At 64.0% G+C, this 19,248-nt stretch carries 18 protein-coding genes and 4 tRNA genes; 12 read left to right on the top strand and 10 right to left on the bottom strand.

Features of this window, described 5'->3' with window-relative positions:
* Nucleotides 1-12 precede the first annotated feature (12 nt).
* The 4 genes from IWX62_RS06805 to IWX62_RS06790 form a co-directional block, all read right to left on the bottom strand.
* Nucleotides 13-1,167, bottom strand: coding sequence for an acyl-CoA dehydrogenase family protein (locus tag IWX62_RS06805; RefSeq protein ID WP_196840612.1), 1,155 nt, complete (start codon nt 1,165-1,167; stop codon nt 13-15).
* A 115-nt stretch (nt 1,168-1,282) separates the two neighbouring features.
* Nucleotides 1,283-1,358: transfer RNA gene (locus IWX62_RS06800), tRNA-His, on the bottom strand.
* A gap of 140 nt (nt 1,359-1,498) precedes the next feature.
* A complete protein-coding gene (orn, locus tag IWX62_RS06795; RefSeq protein ID WP_196840611.1) occupies nt 1,499-2,101 on the bottom strand; it encodes an oligoribonuclease in 603 nt (200 codons plus the stop codon).
* 20 nt (nt 2,102-2,121) lie between these two features.
* Nucleotides 2,122-2,619: a hypothetical protein gene (locus IWX62_RS06790; protein WP_196840610.1), complete on the bottom strand. Its 498-nt coding sequence runs from the start codon at nt 2,617-2,619 to the stop codon at nt 2,122-2,124.
* 237 nt (nt 2,620-2,856) lie between these two features.
* On the opposite strand from IWX62_RS06790, the gene mptB reads away from it, so the two are divergent.
* The 5 genes from mptB (at nt 2,857) to ettA (ending at nt 7,985) form a co-directional block, all read left to right on the top strand.
* Nucleotides 2,857-4,386 (top strand): polyprenol phosphomannose-dependent alpha 1,6 mannosyltransferase MptB, encoded by a 1,530-nt coding sequence (gene mptB / locus IWX62_RS06785; RefSeq protein WP_196840609.1) that lies wholly within the window; start codon nt 2,857-2,859, stop codon nt 4,384-4,386.
* Nucleotides 4,387-4,441: 55 nt separating this feature from the next.
* Nucleotides 4,442-4,852, top strand: a complete 411-nt coding sequence (locus IWX62_RS06780; RefSeq protein ID WP_196840608.1) for a DUF3224 domain-containing protein — start codon at nt 4,442-4,444, stop codon at nt 4,850-4,852.
* Between the two features lie 202 nt (nt 4,853-5,054).
* Nucleotides 5,055-5,130 (top strand) — tRNA-Arg (locus tag IWX62_RS06775).
* Between the two features lie 324 nt (nt 5,131-5,454).
* Nucleotides 5,455-6,162: a single-stranded DNA-binding protein gene (locus tag IWX62_RS06770; protein ID WP_196840607.1), complete on the top strand. Its 708-nt coding sequence runs from the start codon at nt 5,455-5,457 to the stop codon at nt 6,160-6,162.
* Between the two features lie 140 nt (nt 6,163-6,302).
* Entirely contained in the window at nt 6,303-7,985 is a 1,683-nt protein-coding gene (gene ettA, locus IWX62_RS06765) for an energy-dependent translational throttle protein EttA (protein ID WP_196840606.1), read from the top strand.
* A 191-nt stretch (nt 7,986-8,176) separates the two neighbouring features.
* On the opposite strand, the gene IWX62_RS06760 is transcribed toward ettA, so the two are convergent.
* A complete protein-coding gene (locus tag IWX62_RS06760) occupies nt 8,177-9,061 on the bottom strand; it encodes an acyl-CoA thioesterase (RefSeq protein ID WP_196840605.1) in 885 nt (294 codons plus the stop codon).
* 165 nt (nt 9,062-9,226) lie between these two features.
* Here IWX62_RS06760 and IWX62_RS06755 point away from each other — a divergent pair, with 165 nt between their 5' ends.
* Nucleotides 9,227-9,709, top strand: a complete 483-nt coding sequence (locus IWX62_RS06755; protein WP_196840604.1) for an acyl-CoA thioesterase — start codon at nt 9,227-9,229, stop codon at nt 9,707-9,709.
* Nucleotides 9,710-9,711: 2 nt separating this feature from the next.
* Entirely contained in the window at nt 9,712-10,380 is a 669-nt protein-coding gene (locus IWX62_RS06750; protein ID WP_333483250.1) for a hypothetical protein, read from the top strand.
* Nucleotides 10,381-10,422: 42 nt separating this feature from the next.
* Here the strand turns inward: IWX62_RS06750 and IWX62_RS06745 are convergent, their stop codons facing one another.
* Together IWX62_RS06745 and IWX62_RS06740 are read right to left on the bottom strand one after the other, a co-directional pair.
* Nucleotides 10,423-10,899, bottom strand: a complete 477-nt coding sequence (locus IWX62_RS06745) for a globin (protein ID WP_196840603.1) — start codon at nt 10,897-10,899, stop codon at nt 10,423-10,425.
* Nucleotides 10,896-11,501 carry a mechanosensitive ion channel family protein gene (locus IWX62_RS06740; RefSeq protein ID WP_196840602.1) on the bottom strand — a complete coding sequence of 202 codons (606 nt, stop codon included), beginning with the start codon at nt 11,499-11,501 and terminating at the stop codon, nt 10,896-10,898. The genes IWX62_RS06745 and IWX62_RS06740 overlap by 4 nt, the downstream gene beginning before the upstream one ends.
* A gap of 92 nt (nt 11,502-11,593) precedes the next feature.
* Here IWX62_RS06740 and IWX62_RS06735 point away from each other — a divergent pair, with 92 nt between their 5' ends.
* On the top strand, nt 11,594-12,583 hold the full coding sequence (locus IWX62_RS06735) for an NAD-dependent epimerase/dehydratase family protein (protein WP_196840601.1): 990 nt from the start codon (nt 11,594-11,596) through the stop codon (nt 12,581-12,583).
* On the opposite strand, the gene IWX62_RS06730 is transcribed toward IWX62_RS06735, so the two are convergent.
* Entirely contained in the window at nt 12,580-13,074 is a 495-nt protein-coding gene (locus IWX62_RS06730; RefSeq protein WP_196840600.1) for an OsmC family protein, read from the bottom strand. The genes IWX62_RS06735 and IWX62_RS06730 overlap by 4 nt on opposite strands.
* A gap of 31 nt (nt 13,075-13,105) precedes the next feature.
* Nucleotides 13,106-15,658, bottom strand: coding sequence for an aminopeptidase N (gene pepN, locus IWX62_RS06725; RefSeq protein ID WP_196840599.1), 2,553 nt, complete (start codon nt 15,656-15,658; stop codon nt 13,106-13,108).
* Between the two features lie 176 nt (nt 15,659-15,834).
* Between pepN and IWX62_RS06720 the strand changes: the two genes are divergently transcribed.
* Together IWX62_RS06720 and IWX62_RS06715 are read left to right on the top strand one after the other, a co-directional pair.
* Entirely contained in the window at nt 15,835-16,308 is a 474-nt protein-coding gene (locus IWX62_RS06720) for a ribose-5-phosphate isomerase (protein WP_196840598.1), read from the top strand.
* Between the two features lie 5 nt (nt 16,309-16,313).
* Nucleotides 16,314-17,270 carry an Fpg/Nei family DNA glycosylase gene (locus tag IWX62_RS06715; RefSeq protein ID WP_196840597.1) on the top strand — a complete coding sequence of 319 codons (957 nt, stop codon included), beginning with the start codon at nt 16,314-16,316 and terminating at the stop codon, nt 17,268-17,270.
* Between the two features lie 89 nt (nt 17,271-17,359).
* On the opposite strand, the gene IWX62_RS06710 is transcribed toward IWX62_RS06715, so the two are convergent.
* Nucleotides 17,360-17,433: transfer RNA gene (locus tag IWX62_RS06710), tRNA-Gly, on the bottom strand.
* Nucleotides 17,434-17,565: 132 nt separating this feature from the next.
* Between IWX62_RS06710 and IWX62_RS06705 the strand changes: the two genes are divergently transcribed.
* A tRNA-Pro gene (locus IWX62_RS06705) sits at nt 17,566-17,639 on the top strand.
* 87 nt (nt 17,640-17,726) lie between these two features.
* Nucleotides 17,727-19,244, top strand: coding sequence for a trigger factor (gene tig, locus IWX62_RS06700; protein ID WP_196840596.1), 1,518 nt, complete (start codon nt 17,727-17,729; stop codon nt 19,242-19,244).
* Nucleotides 19,245-19,248 lie beyond the last annotated feature (4 nt).

Below are 19,248 nucleotides of genomic sequence, written 5' to 3'. Positions count from 1 at the left end.
TCAGGGGTGGGTCTAACCAGCGATGTGGCGGCCGACGACGTCGCGCATGATCTCGCTGGTACCGCCGAAGATGGTGAGCAGCCGGGTGGCGAGGAACGCCTGGGCTACCGGGTATTCGAGGATGTACCCGTACCCGCCATGGAGCTGGAGGCAGCGGTCCGTGATGGAAGTGGCCCGTTCGCTCGCCCAGAGCTTGGCGCGGGCGGCGCCGGCTGCGTCCAGGGTGCCGGCGTTGAAGGCGAGCATGGCCTGGTCCACGTAGGTTTCGGTGACCTCAACCTCGGTGAGGATATCGGCCAACTGGAAGCGGGTGTTCTGGAAATCGATGACCCGTTCGCCAAACGCGTTGCGTTCCTTGGTGTAGGTCACCGTGGACTCGTAGATAGCGCGGGAGACGGCCGACGCGGCGACGGCTATTGCCAGCCGGCCCTGAGGCAGCTGCTCCGAGGCGTACCGCAGTCCGTGGCCCAGTTCTCCGACCAGGTTATCGCCGGTCACCCGGACCTCGTCGAAGAACAGCTCGGCGGTGTCGGAGGCCTTCAGGCCCATTTTGTCCAGCTGTTTCCCCGTGTTGTAGCCCTTCCCCTTCTCAACCATGAAGAGGGAGAACGAATCTGCGGAGCCGCGTCCGGTGCTGCCATCGGTCCGGGCCATGACCAGGGCTGCGTCGCCGCTGATGCCGTTGCCGATGAACGTCTTCTGACCCGAGATCAGCCAGTCGTCGCCGTCGCGCACTGCCTTGGTGCGGATACCGCGTAGGTCGCTGCCTGCTCCCGGCTCGGTCCAGGCGACGCTGGTGACGCGTTCACCGGTGACCATCGGTGGCAGCCAGCGGCTTTTGAGGTCCTCTGAGCCGTAGGCGAGGAGGTGGGGGAGCACCATGTCGTCATGGAGATGGAAGGCCAGAGCGACGGCGAGGTGATTGGTTTTGGCGAATTCCTCGTCCAGCACCGCGCGGAACCGGTAATCAGGCATTCCGGCCCCACCGAATTCCTCGGGTACTGCCAGACCCAAAAGGCCCTGCTCGCCGGCAGCTGTCCACATCGAGCGGGGCATCAGATGATCGCGGTCCCAGGCGGCGTAGTGGGGCGCCACTTCACGTGAGGTGAATTCGGCTGCAACCTCGCGGAACAGCAGATGGTCTTCTTCGAACACTGTGCGTTCCATGCGGTCCAACCTCCACGGTGGTTCAACGCCAGCTGACGCCGGCTTAGGCCCTACAGGTAAGGCCGCCCCCGAAATTCATCAGGGACGGCCTTCCGAGGTCATCCTTTGACCTTCTTGGGGTGAGTAACGGGGCTTGAACCCGCGACCTCCTGGACCACAACCAGGCGCTCTGCCAACTGAGCTATACCCACCATGTGCCTTCGGCCAAAGTGGCAACGTCACGGAATGAATCCCGGTGGTTGTCACCTACTAAAGGCAGCGCAGACAAGTCTACACAATTTTTGGGGTCCCTCTGCCACCGCCGGGGCAGCCGGGGGATTCAGACCTTTTACTACTCGGCCAACGACCCGGCAATTGCCTTGCTGGTAGCCGAGTCAGGCCCAGGGCTGGGGACAAAAACTGACTCCCGGTAGTAACGCAGCTCACGGATGGAATCGCGGATATCGCCCAGGGCCCGGTGTCCGCCACTCTTCGCTGGGGACTGGAAGTAGGCCCGGGTGAACCATCGGCGCGCGAGCTCCTTGATGGTCGACACATCGATCACCCGGTAGTGCAGGTGCTCGATCACGGCGGGCATATCACGGGCCAGGAACGATCGGTCGGTGCCGACCGAGTTCCCGCCCAGCTGCGCCTTCCGGGGTTCCGGAACCCACTGGGTGATGTAGCTGAGCACCTCGGCTTCAGCCTCCGCCATGGTGATCCCCTGCGGCAGCTCGGTCAGCAGCCCCGACGTCGTATGCATGTCGCGCACGAAATCACCCATCTGGGCGAGGGACTCGTCGTCGGGCTTGATGACGACGTCGACCCCGTCCCCCAGGATGTTCAGCTCGGAATCGGTCACGAGCACCGCAACTTCGATGAGTGCGTCAGCTTCGAGGTCGAGCCCCGTCATTTCGCAGTCGATCCAGACAATGTGTTCATTAGATATCGGCACACCCCAAATGTACCGCGAGATCAGGCGCGGGAGTGGCTCCACTGGCGGCCACCGGCACGCTGCTCGACTGAACCCGCAAATACGCCGGGGGCCTGGCCTCGCCGGTAGGCCCGCACTGGCAGCGGACCGGTAGCCGGTGGGCCGAATTCCTTGACCCACCGGCTCTCGGCGGTGGCGGCGTGTGTCACAGGGCTCAGTGGAGCCTGGGTCGGCTGCTCGGAAACGGGCTGGCCTTCGCGCTGGCCGGGTTGCGCTGCCGGGGCAGGATCCCGACGTCGGGAAGTCGCCGCTGAGTGGGACGGGGCCGGGCGGGGTGAGGGCGTGTCGCGGCCCAGAAACCACACGATGGTGAAGGCCGCTGCGGGCATTGCGCTGAGAACCAGGCCCGGTGCCGAGCCCAGATCGAGGATCCAGAGGGAGGCCGCACAGGCCACCGAGACAAACCCACCCCACGCAAGAAGTTCATAAGCGGGCTTCTGCCGTTTGACAGGTACCGCACTGTGGCGCCCCAAAGCCATCAACCACCAAATCGTCAAGGAATACTGGTCACGCTCAGTCTAGGCCCGGATTTCCCCCGCGATGACGCATAGACGAGTGGTGTGACCCCGGTTGGGGACCAGTTGTCAATGCTAAAATCTAGCCAGTCTGCCCGGCCCACGGCACATCGGTCCACCAACAGCAGTCCCGAACCACAGCTTTTCCCAAAGACAGCAAGACAGAGATTCAGTGTTTGACCGAGGATTGGATAACCCCAGATGACTGCCCAGGTGCCAGCTGACGCCTCGCAGCCCCGGACGGACGCAGCGTTGCCCGACCGGCCGAACATCGCCGTCATTCAGGGGTTCATTGGATCCTTGCTGATGATGATCGGGTCATACGGGGTGGGCTGGCTGTCGCTAGCCTCGGTTGAATTGCGCCGGGTGCCCATCATCATCTGGATGCGGTTTGAACCGGCTGGCGCGGTGGTGTCAGTGCTGATCCTGGCGCTCGGTGGCATGCTGCTGGTCAGGTCCTGGCTGCGGCTTGGCCAGCGCCTGCACGGCTGGGGTCCCGAGTCCCGGCCGGTGATCCTCCGGGCGGTCATCGCCTGGGCCGCACCGATGTGCCTTGCCTTACCGCTGTTCAGCCGGGACGTGTTCGCCTACATCGCGCAGGGTCAGGTGATGGTGACCGGCCTGAACCCCTACGTCGATGGGTATTCCCAGATCTCGAACTACCTGCAGATCGGCGCGGACGACATGTGGGCCCAGAGCCCCACCCCGTACGGTCCGGTGTTCCTCTGGATCGAGGCTTTGGTTGTCGGGATCACCAACGGCCAGCCGGATTTCTCGGTGTTGCTGTTCAGGCTGATCGCCATCGTCGGTGTTGCGCTGTGTGTCTACTATGTGCCCAAGCTGGCCGAACTGCACGGCGTCAATCCCAACCGCGCCCTCTGGTTGACCGCCGCGAACCCGCTTTTCCTGATCAACTTCATTGCCAGCATTCACAACGATTCGTTGATGATCGGCCTTGCTCTCTGGGGTTTGTATCTCGCCGCGACCCAGAAACCGTTGCGCGCCATCGTGATCGTCACCCTGTCGATTGCCATCAAACCCATCACCCTGATCTTCCTTCCTTTCATGGGCTTGATGTGGGCGGGTAAGGGAGCCAGTTGGCCTCGGAAGTTCCTCTACTGGGCGCTGACCGCCGGCCTGTCGTTTGGGATTCTGTGGATCATGGGGCTGATCAACGGATTCGGGTTCGGCTGGGTGGGAGCGCTCAGCACCCCCGGCAGCGTCTGGATCTGGTACGCACCAATCGGCTTCCTGGGCATGGTCGTCATGATTCTTGCTGACGCGCTGGGGTTTGACGGTCAGTCGTTTGCCGAGGTGGTCTACCTGCTGGGGCGTCTGGTGTCGCTGGCCATCATCGGGTGGCTGATGTTCACCGGTGAACACAGCAGGCTGGTGCGCCGGCTGGCACTCGCCTTCGCGGCCATCGTCTTCCTCGCGCCGATGATCCAGTCCTGGTACGTGGTCTGGCTGATCCCACTCTTCGCCGTGACGGGCATCCGGAATGACTGGCAGGTCAAGACCCTGTACTTCATGGTCTCCTTCTTCATGATCTACGCGATCTCGGATCAGCTGGACATCTTCCCCTACTTTGAGCTGAGCCTGACGGTTGCCCGGCAGGTGGCTGCGGTGGTGGCTCTGGGGTTCGCGCTGTACCTCGTGTTCCTCGATCCGAAGACGAAAATCCTGTTCAGGAAACGCTACGAGGCGCCTGTTCCCGGCGCGCTGCGCTGACCCCCGGCGCCCTCCCGAACATGCTTTCTCAGCCCGAACCGGCGATACTGGATCAATGACCGACTCCACAGAACACATCATCAGCGGCGATTTCGAGATATCTGACTGGAGTCCAGAGCCCTACACCGTTCCGGGATCGTCCAGCGAATTATCCAAGGTCAGCGCCACGAAAGTCTTCAGCGGCGACCTCGCGGGAACCAGCTCAGCCGAGCTTTTGATGGCAGGCAACGACTTCGGGGCGGGCTACGTTGCCTCGGAGGTTTTCACCGGGTCGGTCGGCGGCAGGGTGGGCAGCATGATCGTCCAGCACTGGGGGATCGCCGAAGGGACAGCTGCAGCCAGTTCGGGCCACATCATTCCCGGATCAGGAACTGAAGGGCTCAAGGGCATCTCGGGCAAGGCAGTCTATTCGCAGGATGCGGCTGGCCAGCATCACCTCGAACTCAAGGTCACTTTCGACGCGTAGCGCCCGTCCGCTGGCCACTCCCGCGTGTCCAGACTGCACACCCGTCACGACGACGACCGTCACGGCCACCTTCCTGCCCATTAGGTGAGCAATAGAGACATCCGGGTCCGATATTCCCACCCCGAATGCCCAGGCTGACCCCGCATGTCCAGATTGCTCACCGTCACGACGACGACGGGCAGCGTAGTAATCTAGAAAAGTCGCCCCCGTAGCTCAGTGGATAGAGCAACGGCCTTCTAATCCGTTGGTCGCGCGTTCGAATCGCGCCGGGGGCACCAAGCTTTTCCGCGGCAGTCGGCTGGGTACACGCCGACCGCGGTGCAACGGGCCACGGGATCGTCTGGCCCGCAGCGATGGTGCCCAAAGGACCTCAGGTGCTATGAATCCGCACCCACCCGCCAGGCCGCCCACGCATCAGCGTCTGCCCGGCAAAAACCCTGATTGCTCACACAGGGGGCCGCTTTCCCCTCCTCCACACCGTGTGGTCCTTCTCAAGTTGTCCACATACCGGCGTCAATCATCCCGCCACGGAGCCGTGGGGGATGGAATGGGGTGTGCTGGCATGCCCGCCAGTGCTTCCAATCCCGCTGAAGGGGAATTCGATGAGCGACAACATCACAGTTCGAGGCTATGTGGCCACCGACATGAAATCGGGAGTCGCCGAGAGCGGCCTTGCGTACGCCAGTTTCCGGATGTGCTCCACCGAACGCCGGTTCGATCGGAACACCAACACCTGGGCCGATGGCCAAACAAACTGGTACGCCATATCAATGTTCCGGCAACTTGCAACCAACGCGGGGGTCAGCATCAAGAAGGGAGACAAAGTGGTGGTGAGCGGCCGCCTCAGGGTTCGGCCGTGGATCCGTGAGGACGGGCGGACCGGTACCTCGGTCGACATTGACGCCGATACTGTCGGCCACGACCTGATGTGGGGGACCGCCCACTTTCACCGCACCAGCTCCGACCGCTCGGGCGGCGAAACCTCCACCGCCGGTGATCCACTCGATGTGGAGGCAGCCGACGTGGACTATCCCCACGTGGACCATTCCACCGGAGAGATCCTCGGTGAAGCGGCAGCGTACTCGGGCGCGGCGAGCGATCCGGCTCCCTCCACTGCCAACTCCGAGACCAACGCCAACTCCGGCGCAGGCCCGGGCGCAGGCGACCCCTCCGGCAACCCCAATAGCGCAGACGGACCAGGCAGCACGGCCAGCGGCGGTCCTGCCGATACCGGCGACCAGACGGATGCCCCCGGGGACCGCGCCAAGTCCAAACGTTCCGGACGCCAGCTCACCGAAGCGCCCTACTAAACCGCTGGTGGACTCACTGGGTGAAGGTGGGGCAGCGGTTGTGCGGCGGTGATCCATGATCAGAGTCACCGGAGGCGGGTTGCACGCGAGCTGGCGCACACAAATGGGAGATAGGTGGTTGCACCGACTAGCCTTGAGGCATGGCGGAATTTATCTACACAATGACCAAGGCACGCAAGGCTGTCGGCGACAAAGTTATCCTCGACGACGTCAGCATGTCCTTCTACCCCGGCGCGAAGATTGGCGTCGTGGGCCCCAACGGCTCGGGCAAGTCCACCATCCTGAAGATCATGGCAGGCCTGGACACCCCTTCGAACGGCGAAGCAAAGCTCAGCGCCGGATACTCGGTAGGGATCCTCCTGCAGGAACCTCCACTGAACGAGGAAAAGACTGTTCTGGGCAACGTGCAGGAAGGCGTCGGTGAGATCTACGGCAAGATCCAGCGCTTCAATGAGATCTCCGAAGAGATGGCCAACCCCGACGCCGACTTCGACAACCTGCTCGAAGAAATGGGCAAGTTGCAGGAAGCCATCGACGCGGCTGACGCCTGGGACCTTGACTCGCAGCTCGAGCAGGCCATGGACGCACTGCGCTGCCCACCACCAGAAACCGATGTGACCATCCTGTCGGGTGGTGAACGGCGCCGCGTTGCCTTGTGCAAGCTGCTCCTGCAGAAGCCTGACCTGTTGCTCCTCGATGAGCCTACTAACCACCTCGACGCTGAAAGCGTGCTGTGGCTGGAACAGCACCTCAAGAGCTACGCCGGTGCTGTCCTCGCCGTAACCCACGACCGGTATTTCCTGGACCACGTTGCCCAGTGGATTGCCGAAGTGGACCGCGGCCACCTCTACCCTTACGAGGGCAACTACTCCACCTACCTGGAAAAGAAGCGTGCCCGTCTCGAAGTGCAGGGCAAGAAGGACGCCAAGCAGTCGAAGCGCCTCACCGAAGAACTCGAATGGGTGCGCTCCAACGCCAAGGGCCGCCAGACCAAGTCCAAGGCAAGGCTCGCCCGCTACGAGGAAATGGCCTCGGAAGCGGAGCGGACCAAGAAGCTCGACTTCGAAGACATCCAGATCCCGCCGGGCCCACGCCTGGGCAGCCAGGTCATCGAAGCGACAAACCTGCGGAAGGGCTACGACGACCGCGTCCTGATCGACGGCTTGTCCTTCTCGCTGCCCCGCAACGGAATTGTCGGGGTAATTGGCCCCAACGGTGTCGGTAAGACCACGCTGTTCAAGACCATCGTGGGTCTCGAACCCATTGACGGCGGCAAGCTGACCATCGGCGACTCGGTCAAGATCTCCTATGTCGACCAGTCACGTGGCGGAATCGATCCGGAAAAGACCCTGTGGGAAGTTGTCTCCAGCGGACACGACTTCATCCAGGTGGGCCAGGTCGAAATGCCATCCCGCGCCTACGTCTCGGCCTTCGGCTTCAAGGGACCAGACCAGCAGAAGCGGGCAGGGGTGCTGTCCGGTGGCGAGCGCAACCGCTTGAACCTCGCGCTGACCCTCAAACAGGGCGGAAACCTTCTGCTCCTTGACGAACCGACTAACGACCTCGACGTCGAAACGCTCTCCAGCCTCGAGAACGCCCTGCTTGAGTTCCCGGGCTGCGCCGTGGTGGTCTCGCACGATCGGTGGTTCCTCGACCGGGTGGTCACCCACATCCTCGCGTACGAGGGCACCGAAGAGAATCCGGATAAGTGGTACTGGTTCGAAGGAAACTTCGAGTCCTACGAGGAGAACAAGGTGGAGCGGCTCGGTCCCGACGCCGCGAAGCCTCACCGCGTCACCCACCGTCGCCTGACCCGCGACTAGGAGTAGATGCGCGAGCCGGGCACAGCAGGCCAAGCCCGGCGGACTCACTGGACACAGGAGCGCCCCGACCGTCAAACGGTCGGGGCGCTCCTGTGTTTCAAGACTCCCTTGGATTGAGTCAACACAAATAGCGTGTTTGGCGGGATTTTTCGGTTATTTGTGTTGACTCATTCCAAAGGGGTGCGGCGGGCTCAGGAGGGGACCCGGACCATGCCCTCCTGGGCCACCGTTGCGACGAGCTCTCCGGCCCGGTTGAAGATTTGACCGGTCGATAGGCCGCGGGCACCCGAGGCGCTGGGGGACTGCTGAACGTAGAGCAGCCATTCGTCCACCCTGACCGGCCGATGCCACCACATGGCATGATCCAGGCTGGCCACGCTCATGCCCGGGGTGATCCAGCTCAGGCCGTGCTGACGAAGGATTGACTCGAGCAGCGTGTAGTCGCTGGCATAGGCAAGGGCCGCCCGGTGCAGCCCCTGGTCCTCAGGCATCGGCGCAAAGGTCTTCATCCAGACCGCGTTGCGTGCCACCCGGTCGCTGTCATGCTGCACATACAGGGCACCATCCACATGGCGAATATCAAACGGCCGGTCAAAGGACCACGCCCGCGCCAACGGGTGGTCCAGGTCGCCCAGCAGGTCCGCGGTGCTCGGCAGGGACTCGGGATCGGGCATCCCTTCGGGCATCCGCTCCTGGTGCGCCAGGCCGTCGTCGGGCTGTTGGAAGGAAGCGATCATCGACAGAATAGGAACCCCATTCTGGTAGGCGTGGGCGCGCCGGGCCGAGAACGAGCGCCCATCACGCAACCGCTGTACGCCGAAGGTGATGGGTTCGAGGGCGTCCCCCGCCCGGAGGAAATAGGCGTGCATCGAGTGGACCTCCCGGGTCGGCTCGACCGTGCGGATCGCGGCTATCAACGCCTGGGCCAACACCTGACCGCCGAAGATCCGACGCCCGGCCTGCTGCACCGAGGTGCCCACGAAGATTTCCTCGTCGGTCTGCGCTCCATCCGCGCCGCTCAGGTCAAGCAGGTCGACCAGCGTTTGGGTTGGATCGACAGTGGACTCGACAGCCATAGGTGAATTCTCCTCGTGATGCGGTGATGCGCAGGGCAGCAGCGCCGCAGGAACGACGCCGAAAGTACCTCTGACCTTAGTTGCACACGCCCGCGGCCCTCAACACCGGCAAACAATCGGCGGCACCGTTTAGCTGCGGCCGGAACCGTTTGAGAGGATGGGGGCATGCCCCGGATCCAGCGCTTCCCTATCCAGCTCCGCTTCGGCGACGAAGATTCCTACGGACACGTCAACAACGTGCGCTTCCTTCAGTACCTTGAAGACGCGCGCGTCCAGTTCATCCATCTGCCCCTCGAGGAGGCAGCCCAGGGCGACGCCGAAGCGTCAGACACCCTCCTTGACCTGATTGGCCCGGATCATTTCACCCTCGTCGCACGGCACGAGATCGAGTACTCGGCGCCCCTCAACTACCGTCCCAACCCACTGGAGATCAGCATCTGGGTCACCGGGGTCGGCGGTTCAAGCTTCGACCTCGGCTACCAGATCGCCGAACCCGACGGATCGGTCAGCTACGCGTTGGCAGCCTCCACCATGATCCTGGTCAACCGGACCACCGGCCGGCCCACCAAACTGGGTGACGCTCAACGGGCAGCGCTCGAGCACTGGCTCGGCGAACCGGTGGCCTTCCGACGTCGACAGACCGTCTGATAGTGGAGCATTACGCGCCAGCCACGGAGCTGGTTTTCGCTGACCCCCTGACCGTCGCCGACCTGCACACGTTCATCGCCCGGGCCAGGGCCGCCGAAGACGGCGCCGTCCGGTTTCAGGCATCGGGGACCGTTCTCGCGGCCTACATTTGCATTCTGCGACCGCGCGTCCTCGGCGAGGCCACGCCCACGGTGCTGGGACTGCGCACCATGCCCCTGGCCACTCCCGCGCACGTCGACACAACAGTCGCCCTCGCCTCGGTGTCGGACCGGCTGGCCCGGCTGGGGGAGGCCGACGTCGTCATGCAGGTCCCGCCGACCACCGTCACCGAAAGCTGGGCGGGAGTGCTGCCCCCACGGGCGGGCTGGGAACCACGGGGTGACCTGAGCCCGGACCTGGTGGAGGCGGCCGCCCGGAACGGTATCCGCGAAGTTGCCGAAACGGTTCCCCATAATCCGGGGGCCTTGATCGTGAACAGCGCCCGGGGCGCCATCTGGGGCCGGAGCATCGAGGACCTGTCAGTCGAGGTGCCCGCCGGCGCGGCCTTTGGCGCCTTCGCGCTGGGATTCCTGGTGGACGGGGAGCGTCCAACGATCCTGACGAACGGCCGCTGGACGAGGATCAGCACCTCACGGGGCCACGTGCTGTCGCGCATCCCGACGGTCCTGTGAGGAAACCAGTGGTGAAGCACCACCCGCTGATCGTGATGGTGATCAGGCGGAGTTGACCATCGAATGGGCTGCCCGCTCAAGGTAATCCCACAGGGTGGCTTCGTGGAGGGGCGCCAGGTCCAGCGAGTCGAGGGCTGCACGCATATGGGCCAACCAGTGGTCGCGTGCCTGCGGCGACACGGTGAACGGCATGTGCCGCATCCGGAGGCGGGGGTGGCCGCGCTGGTCTCCGTAGGTTTTGGGGCCGCCCCAATACTGTTCGAGGAACATCAGCAGGCGCTCCTTCGCCGGGCTCAGGTCCTCCTCCGGGTACATGGGGCGCAGCAATTCATCGGTGGCGACGCCGTCATAAAAGGCATCGACGAGCCGCACAAACACTGGATGGCCGCCAACCGCCTCGTAGAAGTTGTCTGTGTAAGCAGGCTGGTCAAAGCGGGGTCCTACCGGCGTCAGTTTGGCGATCGGTTCCCCGAACCGGGAGGGGATGGGGATATCTTCGGTGTTTCCAGGCGTCGTCATGGTGTGTCTCCTGTCGGTTCGGTGGCCACTACCGGCGCCACGTAGTCTCCCTGCGAGCGGTTGCCCACCTTCATGATGTCCCCGTTGCGGATGTACCAGATGGCGCCGTTCTCGTCGATCAGTCGGGTGATCCGCAGTCCGACCGACTGCACCACCCCGACGGTGTCGCCGACCTCGATCGTGTCGCCAATGCCGTACTGGTCCTCAAGGGTGATGAAGAACCCGAGGAACGCGTCCCTGATGATTTCGCGGGCACCAAAACCGATAGCGATGCCCACGATACCCACACTCGCGAGGATGGGACCAATGTCCACCCCGAGCGCCTGCAGGGCCATCATGATGGCAATCACCGCAATGGTGAGCCCTGAAACACTGCGCAGGAGCGCACCGATCGTTTCGGTGCGCTGGACCCGCCGTTTGTGGTCCAGGGTGCGAAGCACTGGTTGAGCCCATTTGAAGTGTGGCTTCTTGAACAGATCGGATCCACTGCGCACCCGCCGGACCATCCGGTTGATGACAAAGCGGACCACCAGCCACAGCACCAGCGCCGCCACGAGAATGACTGCGGCATTGAGGAGCTGATCTCCTAGATCAATCTGCATGGGGGCGTGACCGTTTCCTTCACTGGCGGGGTTTCTCTCCGCCCGCGGCGGAAAGGGTGTCTGCTTCTAGGCTAGCGCCGTAGGCTGTGCCGATGCGCATCCTGATTCTTGGCGGTACAGTCTTTCTCTCCCGGCGGATTGCCGAACTGGCCCTTGGCCTGGGGCACCAGGTCACCTGTCTGGCCCGGGGGACGTCGTCGGGCCCGCCGGACGGTGCCGTGTTCGTGAAGGCCGACCGGGACGGCCCCACCCCGTACGCCGACGTCGATCAGGACTGGGACGCCGTCATCGAGGTGTCGTGGCAGCCCCGCCAGGTCAGGGAAGCCCTTGAGGCGCTTGCTGCGCGGACCCGGCACTGGGCGTACGTATCGAGTTGTTCCGTCTACGCGGACAACACGGTGCCCGGCGCGGACGAGACAGCTGGGCTGTTGCCCGCGTACGACGTCGACGGCCCCGCTCCGTCCGCTTCCTACGGTGAGGCGAAGGTGGCGTGCGAAGACCTGTGCCGGCAGTACCGGGGCGGGCAGGTCCTGATCGCCCGGCCCGGGTTGATCTGCGGCCCGGGCGACGGGAGCGACCGGTTTGGCTATTGGCCGGCCCGGTTGGCCCGCGGAGGGGAGGTGCTGGTCCCGGCCATCCAGGACGCCCCTACCCAGACCATCGACGTGGACGACCTCGCCGAATGGCTCATCGCCGCCGCCGACCGGCGGCTGGCCGGGGTGTTCAACACGGTCGGTCCGTCAGTGAAGTTTGGGGACCTGATCGACATCACCGCAGCGCAGGTCGGGTTCAACGGCTCGCTGGCGTGGGTCGAACCCGCCTGGCTCGCCGACCACGGTGCGGCGTACTGGGCGGGTCCGGATTCCCTGCCGCACTGGCTGCCCGAAGGCTATGAAGGACACGGAGCCAGGTCGGCCGACGCTGCGCTCAGCGAAGGGCTCAGGCAGCGACCGGTGCAGGATACGATCGCCCGGGTGCTGCAGGACGAACGACGTCGGGGGCTCGCCCGGGACAGAAAGTCAGGGCTGACGCCCGACGCCGAGTCCCGGCTCCTCACCCAGCGGCACCCGACGAAGCCCTAGGCGTGCTGCTGCGCGTCTTCGGCGACCACCACTACTGGCTCATGATTGACCGGGAAATTCACTGACCGGGCGATGAAACATGACCCTGCCGCCTCCCGATGGATGGCCTGGGCCGTGTACTTCAGCAGCTGGTCGGTGATGGTCACCCGCGGTTTGAGGGTAACGCTGAGGAACTCGCCGCTGCCGTCAGCGTTCAACCGCATGGTGCCGACGGCAGCGTCCTCATAGGCAGTCACCACCACGCCATGCTTCACCGCCATATGTAGGTAGGCCAGCATGTGGCACTGGGAGAGGGCGGCGAGCAGCAACTGTTCAGGATTCCACCGGTCCTTGTCCCCATGGAACGTGGGGTCCGCCGTGCCGAGCAGCGTCGGCGGACCCACAGCAGACACTTCGTGTTCCCGGCCGTAGCCGCGGTACGAACGGGTGCCGTCGCCGCGGTTGCCGGTCCAGGTGACATCTACCCGATAGTGGTGCTCGGAGAGGTTCATGGCTCAAAACTACACCCGAAACCCCCTGTTTTTACCGGTCGACAGCCTGGGCTTTCAGCGCCCGCGCAATCCCGTCCTGACTCTCAAGAATCAGGCGCCGCAGGGAGGTGCTCCCGGCGTCGAGCGTCTTGAGGAAAGCGGTCGACTGGTCCAGCGTTTCCTGGGTGGTCAACCGTGACGGATACAGGCCCACGATGATCTGCTGGGCGATCTCGTGGGTCCTGCTAGCCCACACGTTGGAGGCCGCGGCAAAGTACTTGTCCACGAACGGCGCGAGAACCGCCGGGTCATGCACGCGCATGAAACCGGCGATGGCCGAGCGCTGCGCGGCGTTGGGCATGTCCGAGCGCTCCACGATCGCGTGCCAGGCGGCTGCCTTCGCCTCGGGGGTGGGGATGGCCGCCGTGGCCTGCGCGGCGGCGAGCTGGCCGGTCGCCGTCGCATCACGCTCAAGTTCAGCGTCGACCTCCTGCTGCCCGAACCGCCCGCCGGCCACCAGCGAGGTAACGAGTTCCCAGCGCAGGTCGGCGTCGATTTCCAGGCCCTCAGGCACGGTGGAACCGGTGAAGATGGCTTCGATCGAGTCGAGATGCGCATCAGTTTGCGCGTGTCCGGCGAACGCCTTGACGAACTGCAGCTGGGAATCGGAGCCGGCGTCGGCGGTTTGGGCGAGCTCCCAGAGGCTGTCGGCGGCCGCGACGGTCATCGCTGACCGGTCAGCGGGGTTCACATAGAACGCGAGGGTGGTGGCCAGCTGACGAAGCAGCACCAGCACCACCGACGAGTCGGATTCGGAGCCGATGTTCTGCAGGATCAGCTCCACATAGTTCCTCGCAGGGGTTTCGCCGTCGCGCGCAGCGTCCCACGCCGACGCCCATACGAGGGTACGGGGGAGCGAGTCGTTGAAATCCTTCAGATGGCGGGTTGCCGTGCGGAGGGAGACCTCATCGAGGCGGATCTTCGCATAGGCCAGGTCATCGTCGTTGAGCAGGACCAGGTCGGGACGGGTGCGTTCCACCAGCTCCGGCACGTCGGTGCGTTCGCCGTCGACGTCGAGCTCCACCCGGTCCGTGCGCTGCAGCTTGCCCTCGGCGTCGAGGGAGTAGAAGCCGATCGCCAGCCGGTGCGGGCGGATCGTGGGGTACTCCGCCACCGCCGACTGGAGCACAGCGAAACTGGTGATGACGTTGTCGTCGTCGGTCGTCAGTTCCGGACGCAACGTGTTCACGCCAGCGGTTTCCAGCCACAGCGCCGACCATTCCTTGAGGTCGCGGCCGCTGGCGCGCTCCAGCTCGAAAAGCAGATCGACCAGTTCGGTGTTCTTCCAGGAATGCTTGCCGAAGTATTCCCTGACGCCTTCCATGAACTTGTCCTGGCCCACCCAGGCCACCAGTTGCTTGAGCACCGAAGCGCCCTTGGCGTAGGTGATGCCGTCGAAGTTCACCTGGACGTCTTCGAGGTCGTTGATGTCGGCGACGATCGGGTGGGTCGAGGGAAGCTGGTCCTGGCGGTAGGCCCAGGCCTTCTCGAGTGACGCGAAAGTGGTCCACGACTGCTTGAACTCGGTGGCCTCGGCGGCGGCGAGGGTGGACATGAACTCGGCGAAGGACTCGTTCAGCCACAGGTCGTTCCACCAGCGCATGGTCACCAGATCACCGAACCACATGTGCGCCAGCTCGTGCAGGATGGTGATGGCACGGCGTTCAACGGTGGCGTTGGTCACCCGGGACCTGAAGACGTAGCTCTCCAGGAAGGTGACCGCGCCGGCGTTCTCCATGGCACCGGCGTTGAACTCGGGCACAAAGAGCTGGTCGTATTTGGCAAACGGGTAGGGGGTGCCGAACTGCTCCTCGAAGAAGGTGAAGCCCTGGCGGGTCAGGGCGAAGACGTTCTCCGCGTCAAGGTGCTGCATCAGGGACTTCCGGGCAAAAACACCCAGTGGGATGACCCGTCCGTCCGAGCTGGTGAGCTCGCTGCGCACCGACTGGTAAGGACCCGCGATCAGGGCTGTGACATAGGAGGACAGAACGGGGGTTGGCTCGAAGGCCCACGTCGCCCTGGCGCCGCCGTCCTCAGCCGACCCGGCGTCGACCGGGGCGGGCGTGGGGGAGTTGGAGATGATGTCCCAGTGCGACGGCGCCGTCACAGTGAAGCTGAAGATCGCCTTGAGGTCCGGCTGCTCGAAAACGGGGAAGACGCGCCGCGAATCCGGAACCTCAAACTGGGTGTAGAGGTAAACCTCGTTGTCCACCGGGTCCACGAAGCGGTGCAGTCCCTCGCCCGTGTTCATGTAGAGCATGTCGGCGTCGATGACCAGCTCATTGGAGGTCGCCAGGATGGGCAACTGGATGCGGACGCCGTCGGACACCTCGGCCGGGTCCAGTTCGACACCGTTCAGGGTCACGAGCGACACACTGTGGGTGACAGCGTCAATGAAGGTGGAAGCCCCCTGGGTGGCCTCAAACTTCACCACAGTCCTCGACCCGAAGACCGTGTCACCGCGGGTGAGATCGAGATTGATGTCGTAGGACGTGACTGTCAAAAGGTCGGCGCGGGTCCGTGCCTCGTCGCGCGTCAGATTCATGCCTGGCAAGGTGGTGCCTTTCGAAAAATGGTGGCTGATGCCCTGCGGGTGGCGGGCGTCGTCTGTGATGCAGCTTACGCAGCACAGCCATTCTTTCACCAGCCGCATCAAACCTGCACCCTCGGGGAGGAAGTACCCTTGACATCACACACCCACCTCATCGAAACGGATTTTTCATGCGCGTTCATATCGCTACCGACCATGCCGGCATGGAGCTCAGTGCCCACCTGATCGAGCACCTGCGCCGCTCCGGTCACGAGGTTGTTGACCATGGACCCCAGGCCTACGACGCCGAGGACGACTATCCCGCGTTCTGCATCAACGCCGCGCAGGCCGTGGTCATTGACCGGCAGGCAGGGCGTGACGCGTTGGGTATTGTGCTGGGCGGGTCAGGCAATGGTGAGCAGATGGCCGCCAACAAGGTACGCGGGGTGAGGGCCGCCCTGGCCTGGAGCCTGGAGACAGCGAAACTGGCCCGGCAGCACAACGATGCCAATGTGGTGGCGGTCGGCGGACGGCAGCACTCGGTGGATGAGGCGACCCTGATCATCGAGGCGTTCCTCGCCGAGCCGTTCAGCGATGCCGAACGCCACGTGCGCCGGATCGGGCAGATCGCCGCCTATGAGACCACCGGCAGCGTCAGCGGGTAACTGCTATGCCCGAAGGTCATTCAATTCACCGGCTGGCGTTGCAGCTGTCATCAGTCTTCGGCGGCCAGCGGGTGGCAGCATCGAGCCCCCAGGGCCGCTTCGTGGCAGGGGCGGCGGGCCTGGACGGCCGCGTACTGACGCGCGCCTCGGCTCATGGGAAGCAGCTCTTCGTTGAGTTCGCCGACGCCCCCGACGAAAGTCAGACACCGCCCATCTTCCTGCGGGTGCATCTGGGGCTTTACGGTGCGTGGAGCTTCGGCGGCGACAAATCATTCATGGGGGCCTCTAGTATTGGGGCGCCCCGCAAGATCGGTGAACGGGAACTCGCCGGCTCGCCCGATGCAGCCTACGACGGACCGCCGGCCCCCGTGGGAGCGGTCCGGTTGCGGCTGGTCAGTGATGACGGTTGGGCGGACCTGCGTGGTCCGACGGCGTGCGAGGTGATCACCGAACCTGAGCGGGACGCCGTCGTTGCCCGTCTCGGCCCGGATCCGCTGGCGGGCGTCAGTGCGGGTGGGGTCGTAGGCGACGACGCCGGTGCCCACGCCGGCCACGACGTCGTCCGGTTCGCGGCGGGCCTGCGCAAGAGCGCCAGCCCGGTGGGTCTGCTCCTGATGAACCAGGCGGTGATCGCGGGGGTGGGGAACATCTACCGTGCCGAAGCGCTGTTCCGGCAGAAGCTTGATCCGTGGCGCCCCGGCCGATCAGTGAGCACGGAGGAGGCAACGGTGCTGTGGGATGACCTTGCGGTGACCATGCGGGACGGGGTGCGGGCCGGACGAATCATTACGACGTTGCCGGCTGACCGTGCGTCGTCGTCGTCGTCCCGGGTCAAGCGTGAAGACGCGCACTACGTGTATGGGCGGGCGGGGTTGCCCTGCCGGCGGTGTGGCACACCGGTCGCGGTGGCTGAGATGGCCGCGCGGAAACTGTTCTGGTGCCCGGGCTGCCAGGCCTCCTAGCGGCCGGCCGGTAGAAAGAAAAAAGCGCCCGGCGCCGGGATGGCGGGGTGCTTTTCGTTGGGTCTTGCGGGTGGAGATCCCTGCAATTTTGGAGGGGATGACGGGAATCGAACCCGCATCATCAGTTTGGAAAACTGAGGCTTTACCACTAAGCTACATCCCCTGGAAACCCGAGCAGATCACGTGGTACTTCGTGGCTCAGGCCGTCGGAACGCCTATAACTACACCACAGTCGGTGCCGTTTAGACAAATGTGCAACTGGAGCAAAAGTTACGTAGACTAATGGCTGCACTTACGGGGTGTAGCTCAGCTTGGTAGAGCGCCTGCTTTGGGAGCAGGAAGTCGCAGGTTCAACTCCTGTCACCCCGACTCTGCATTATCGCCGCGGATGCCGTTCCGGTAATTCCACGGACGCCGTGTGGTCATTCATCTTCAATCATTCAGGAGTACTACGCCGTGAAGAGCGCTGTCGAAAACCTCACTCCCACGCGAGTGAAGCTCAATGTTGAAGTTCCCTTCGAGGAGCTCAAGCCAAACATCGATGCGGCTTACAAGACCATCTCCGCACAGGTCCAGGTTCCGGGCTTCCGCAAGGGACGCGTTCCCAACCAGCTGATTGACCAGCGTGTGGGTCGCGGCTACGTCATCGAGACCGCCATCAACGACGGTCTGAATGACTTCTACCAGAGTGCCGTTCAGGAAACCGGAATCCGGCCCCTGACCCGCCCCGAGGTGGAGATCACCGAAGTGCCGGATCCCGCCGCGAAGGACGGACAGTTGCTGTTCACCGTCGAGCTGGACGTTCGCCCGGAGATCAGCTTGCCCGAGTACTCGGGCCTTGAGGTTACCGTCGAAGCCGCTGAGGCATCCGACGCCGACGTCGACAAGGCTCTTGACGAGCTGCGCGGCCGGTTCGGCACCCTGACCGCCGTTGATCGCCCAGCTGCCGACGGCGATTTCCTCACCGTGAACCTGGTGGCGACCGTTGACGGCGAAGAGGTTGACGCCGCCCAGGACGTGTCCTATCAGATCGGTTCCGGCACCATGCTCGAGGGCATGGACGAGGCCGTCACGGGGCTCAGCGCCGACGAGGACGCAATCTTCGAAACCACCCTCGCCAACGGCGAGAACGCCGGCAACAAGGCGCAGGTCAAGGTTTTGGTCAGCGCTGTGAAGGAGCGTGAGCTTCCCGAGGCCAACGACGACTTCGCCCAGCTTGCCAGCGAATTCGACACCATCGCCGAACTGCGCGCCGACCTCACCAAGCGCGCGGCTGACGAAAAGATCACCGAGCAGGGTGTGGAAGCACGCGACCTGGTCCTCGAAAAGCTCATCGAGCTCATCGAGGTTCCGGTTCCCGCAGCGTTCATCGATGACCAGCTGGAACAGCACTTCACCGGCGAGAGCGCCCACGCCGCGGCTGAAGGTCACGACACCGAAGAGCACCGCACCGAGATCCGCGAGAACACCGAGCAGGCGTTCCGCAACGAAATGATCCTCGATGCGATCGCCGAGAAGGAAGAAATCGGTGTCAGCCAGCCTGAGCTGATCGACTACATCGTCTCAACCGCCGGCCAGTACGGCATGGAGCCCAACCAGTTCGCCCAGATGCTGGACCAGAGCGGACAGGTTCCGATGATCGTCGGAGAAGTCCGACGCCGCAAGGCACTCGCCAAGGTGCTGGAACTCGCCGTCGTCAAGGACAGCTCCGGTGCCGTCGTCGACCTGAGTGACTTTGTCCGCTCCGGCGACGAAGCAGATGACGCCTCGTCCGAGGATGAGGCTCCGGCCGAGAAGAAGCCAGCCAAGAAGGCAGCCGCCAAGAAGCCGGCAGCAGCCAAGAAGCCTGCGGCGGAGAAAAAGCCTGCGGCGGAGAAGAAGCCAGCAGCCAAGGCGCCAGCCGCCAAGAAGGCTGCCCCCAAGAAGCCTGCAAAGGCCAAAGCCGCAGCTGACGAAGAGTCCAGCAAGGCCTAAGTCC

The organism is Arthrobacter sp. CAN_A1 (genome assembly GCF_015751665.1).
Classification (GTDB): Bacteria; Actinomycetota; Actinomycetes; order Actinomycetales; family Micrococcaceae; genus Arthrobacter_D.
Note: the sequence above shows the minus strand (reverse complement) of the source record. Positions and strands in the feature narration are given on the sequence as shown.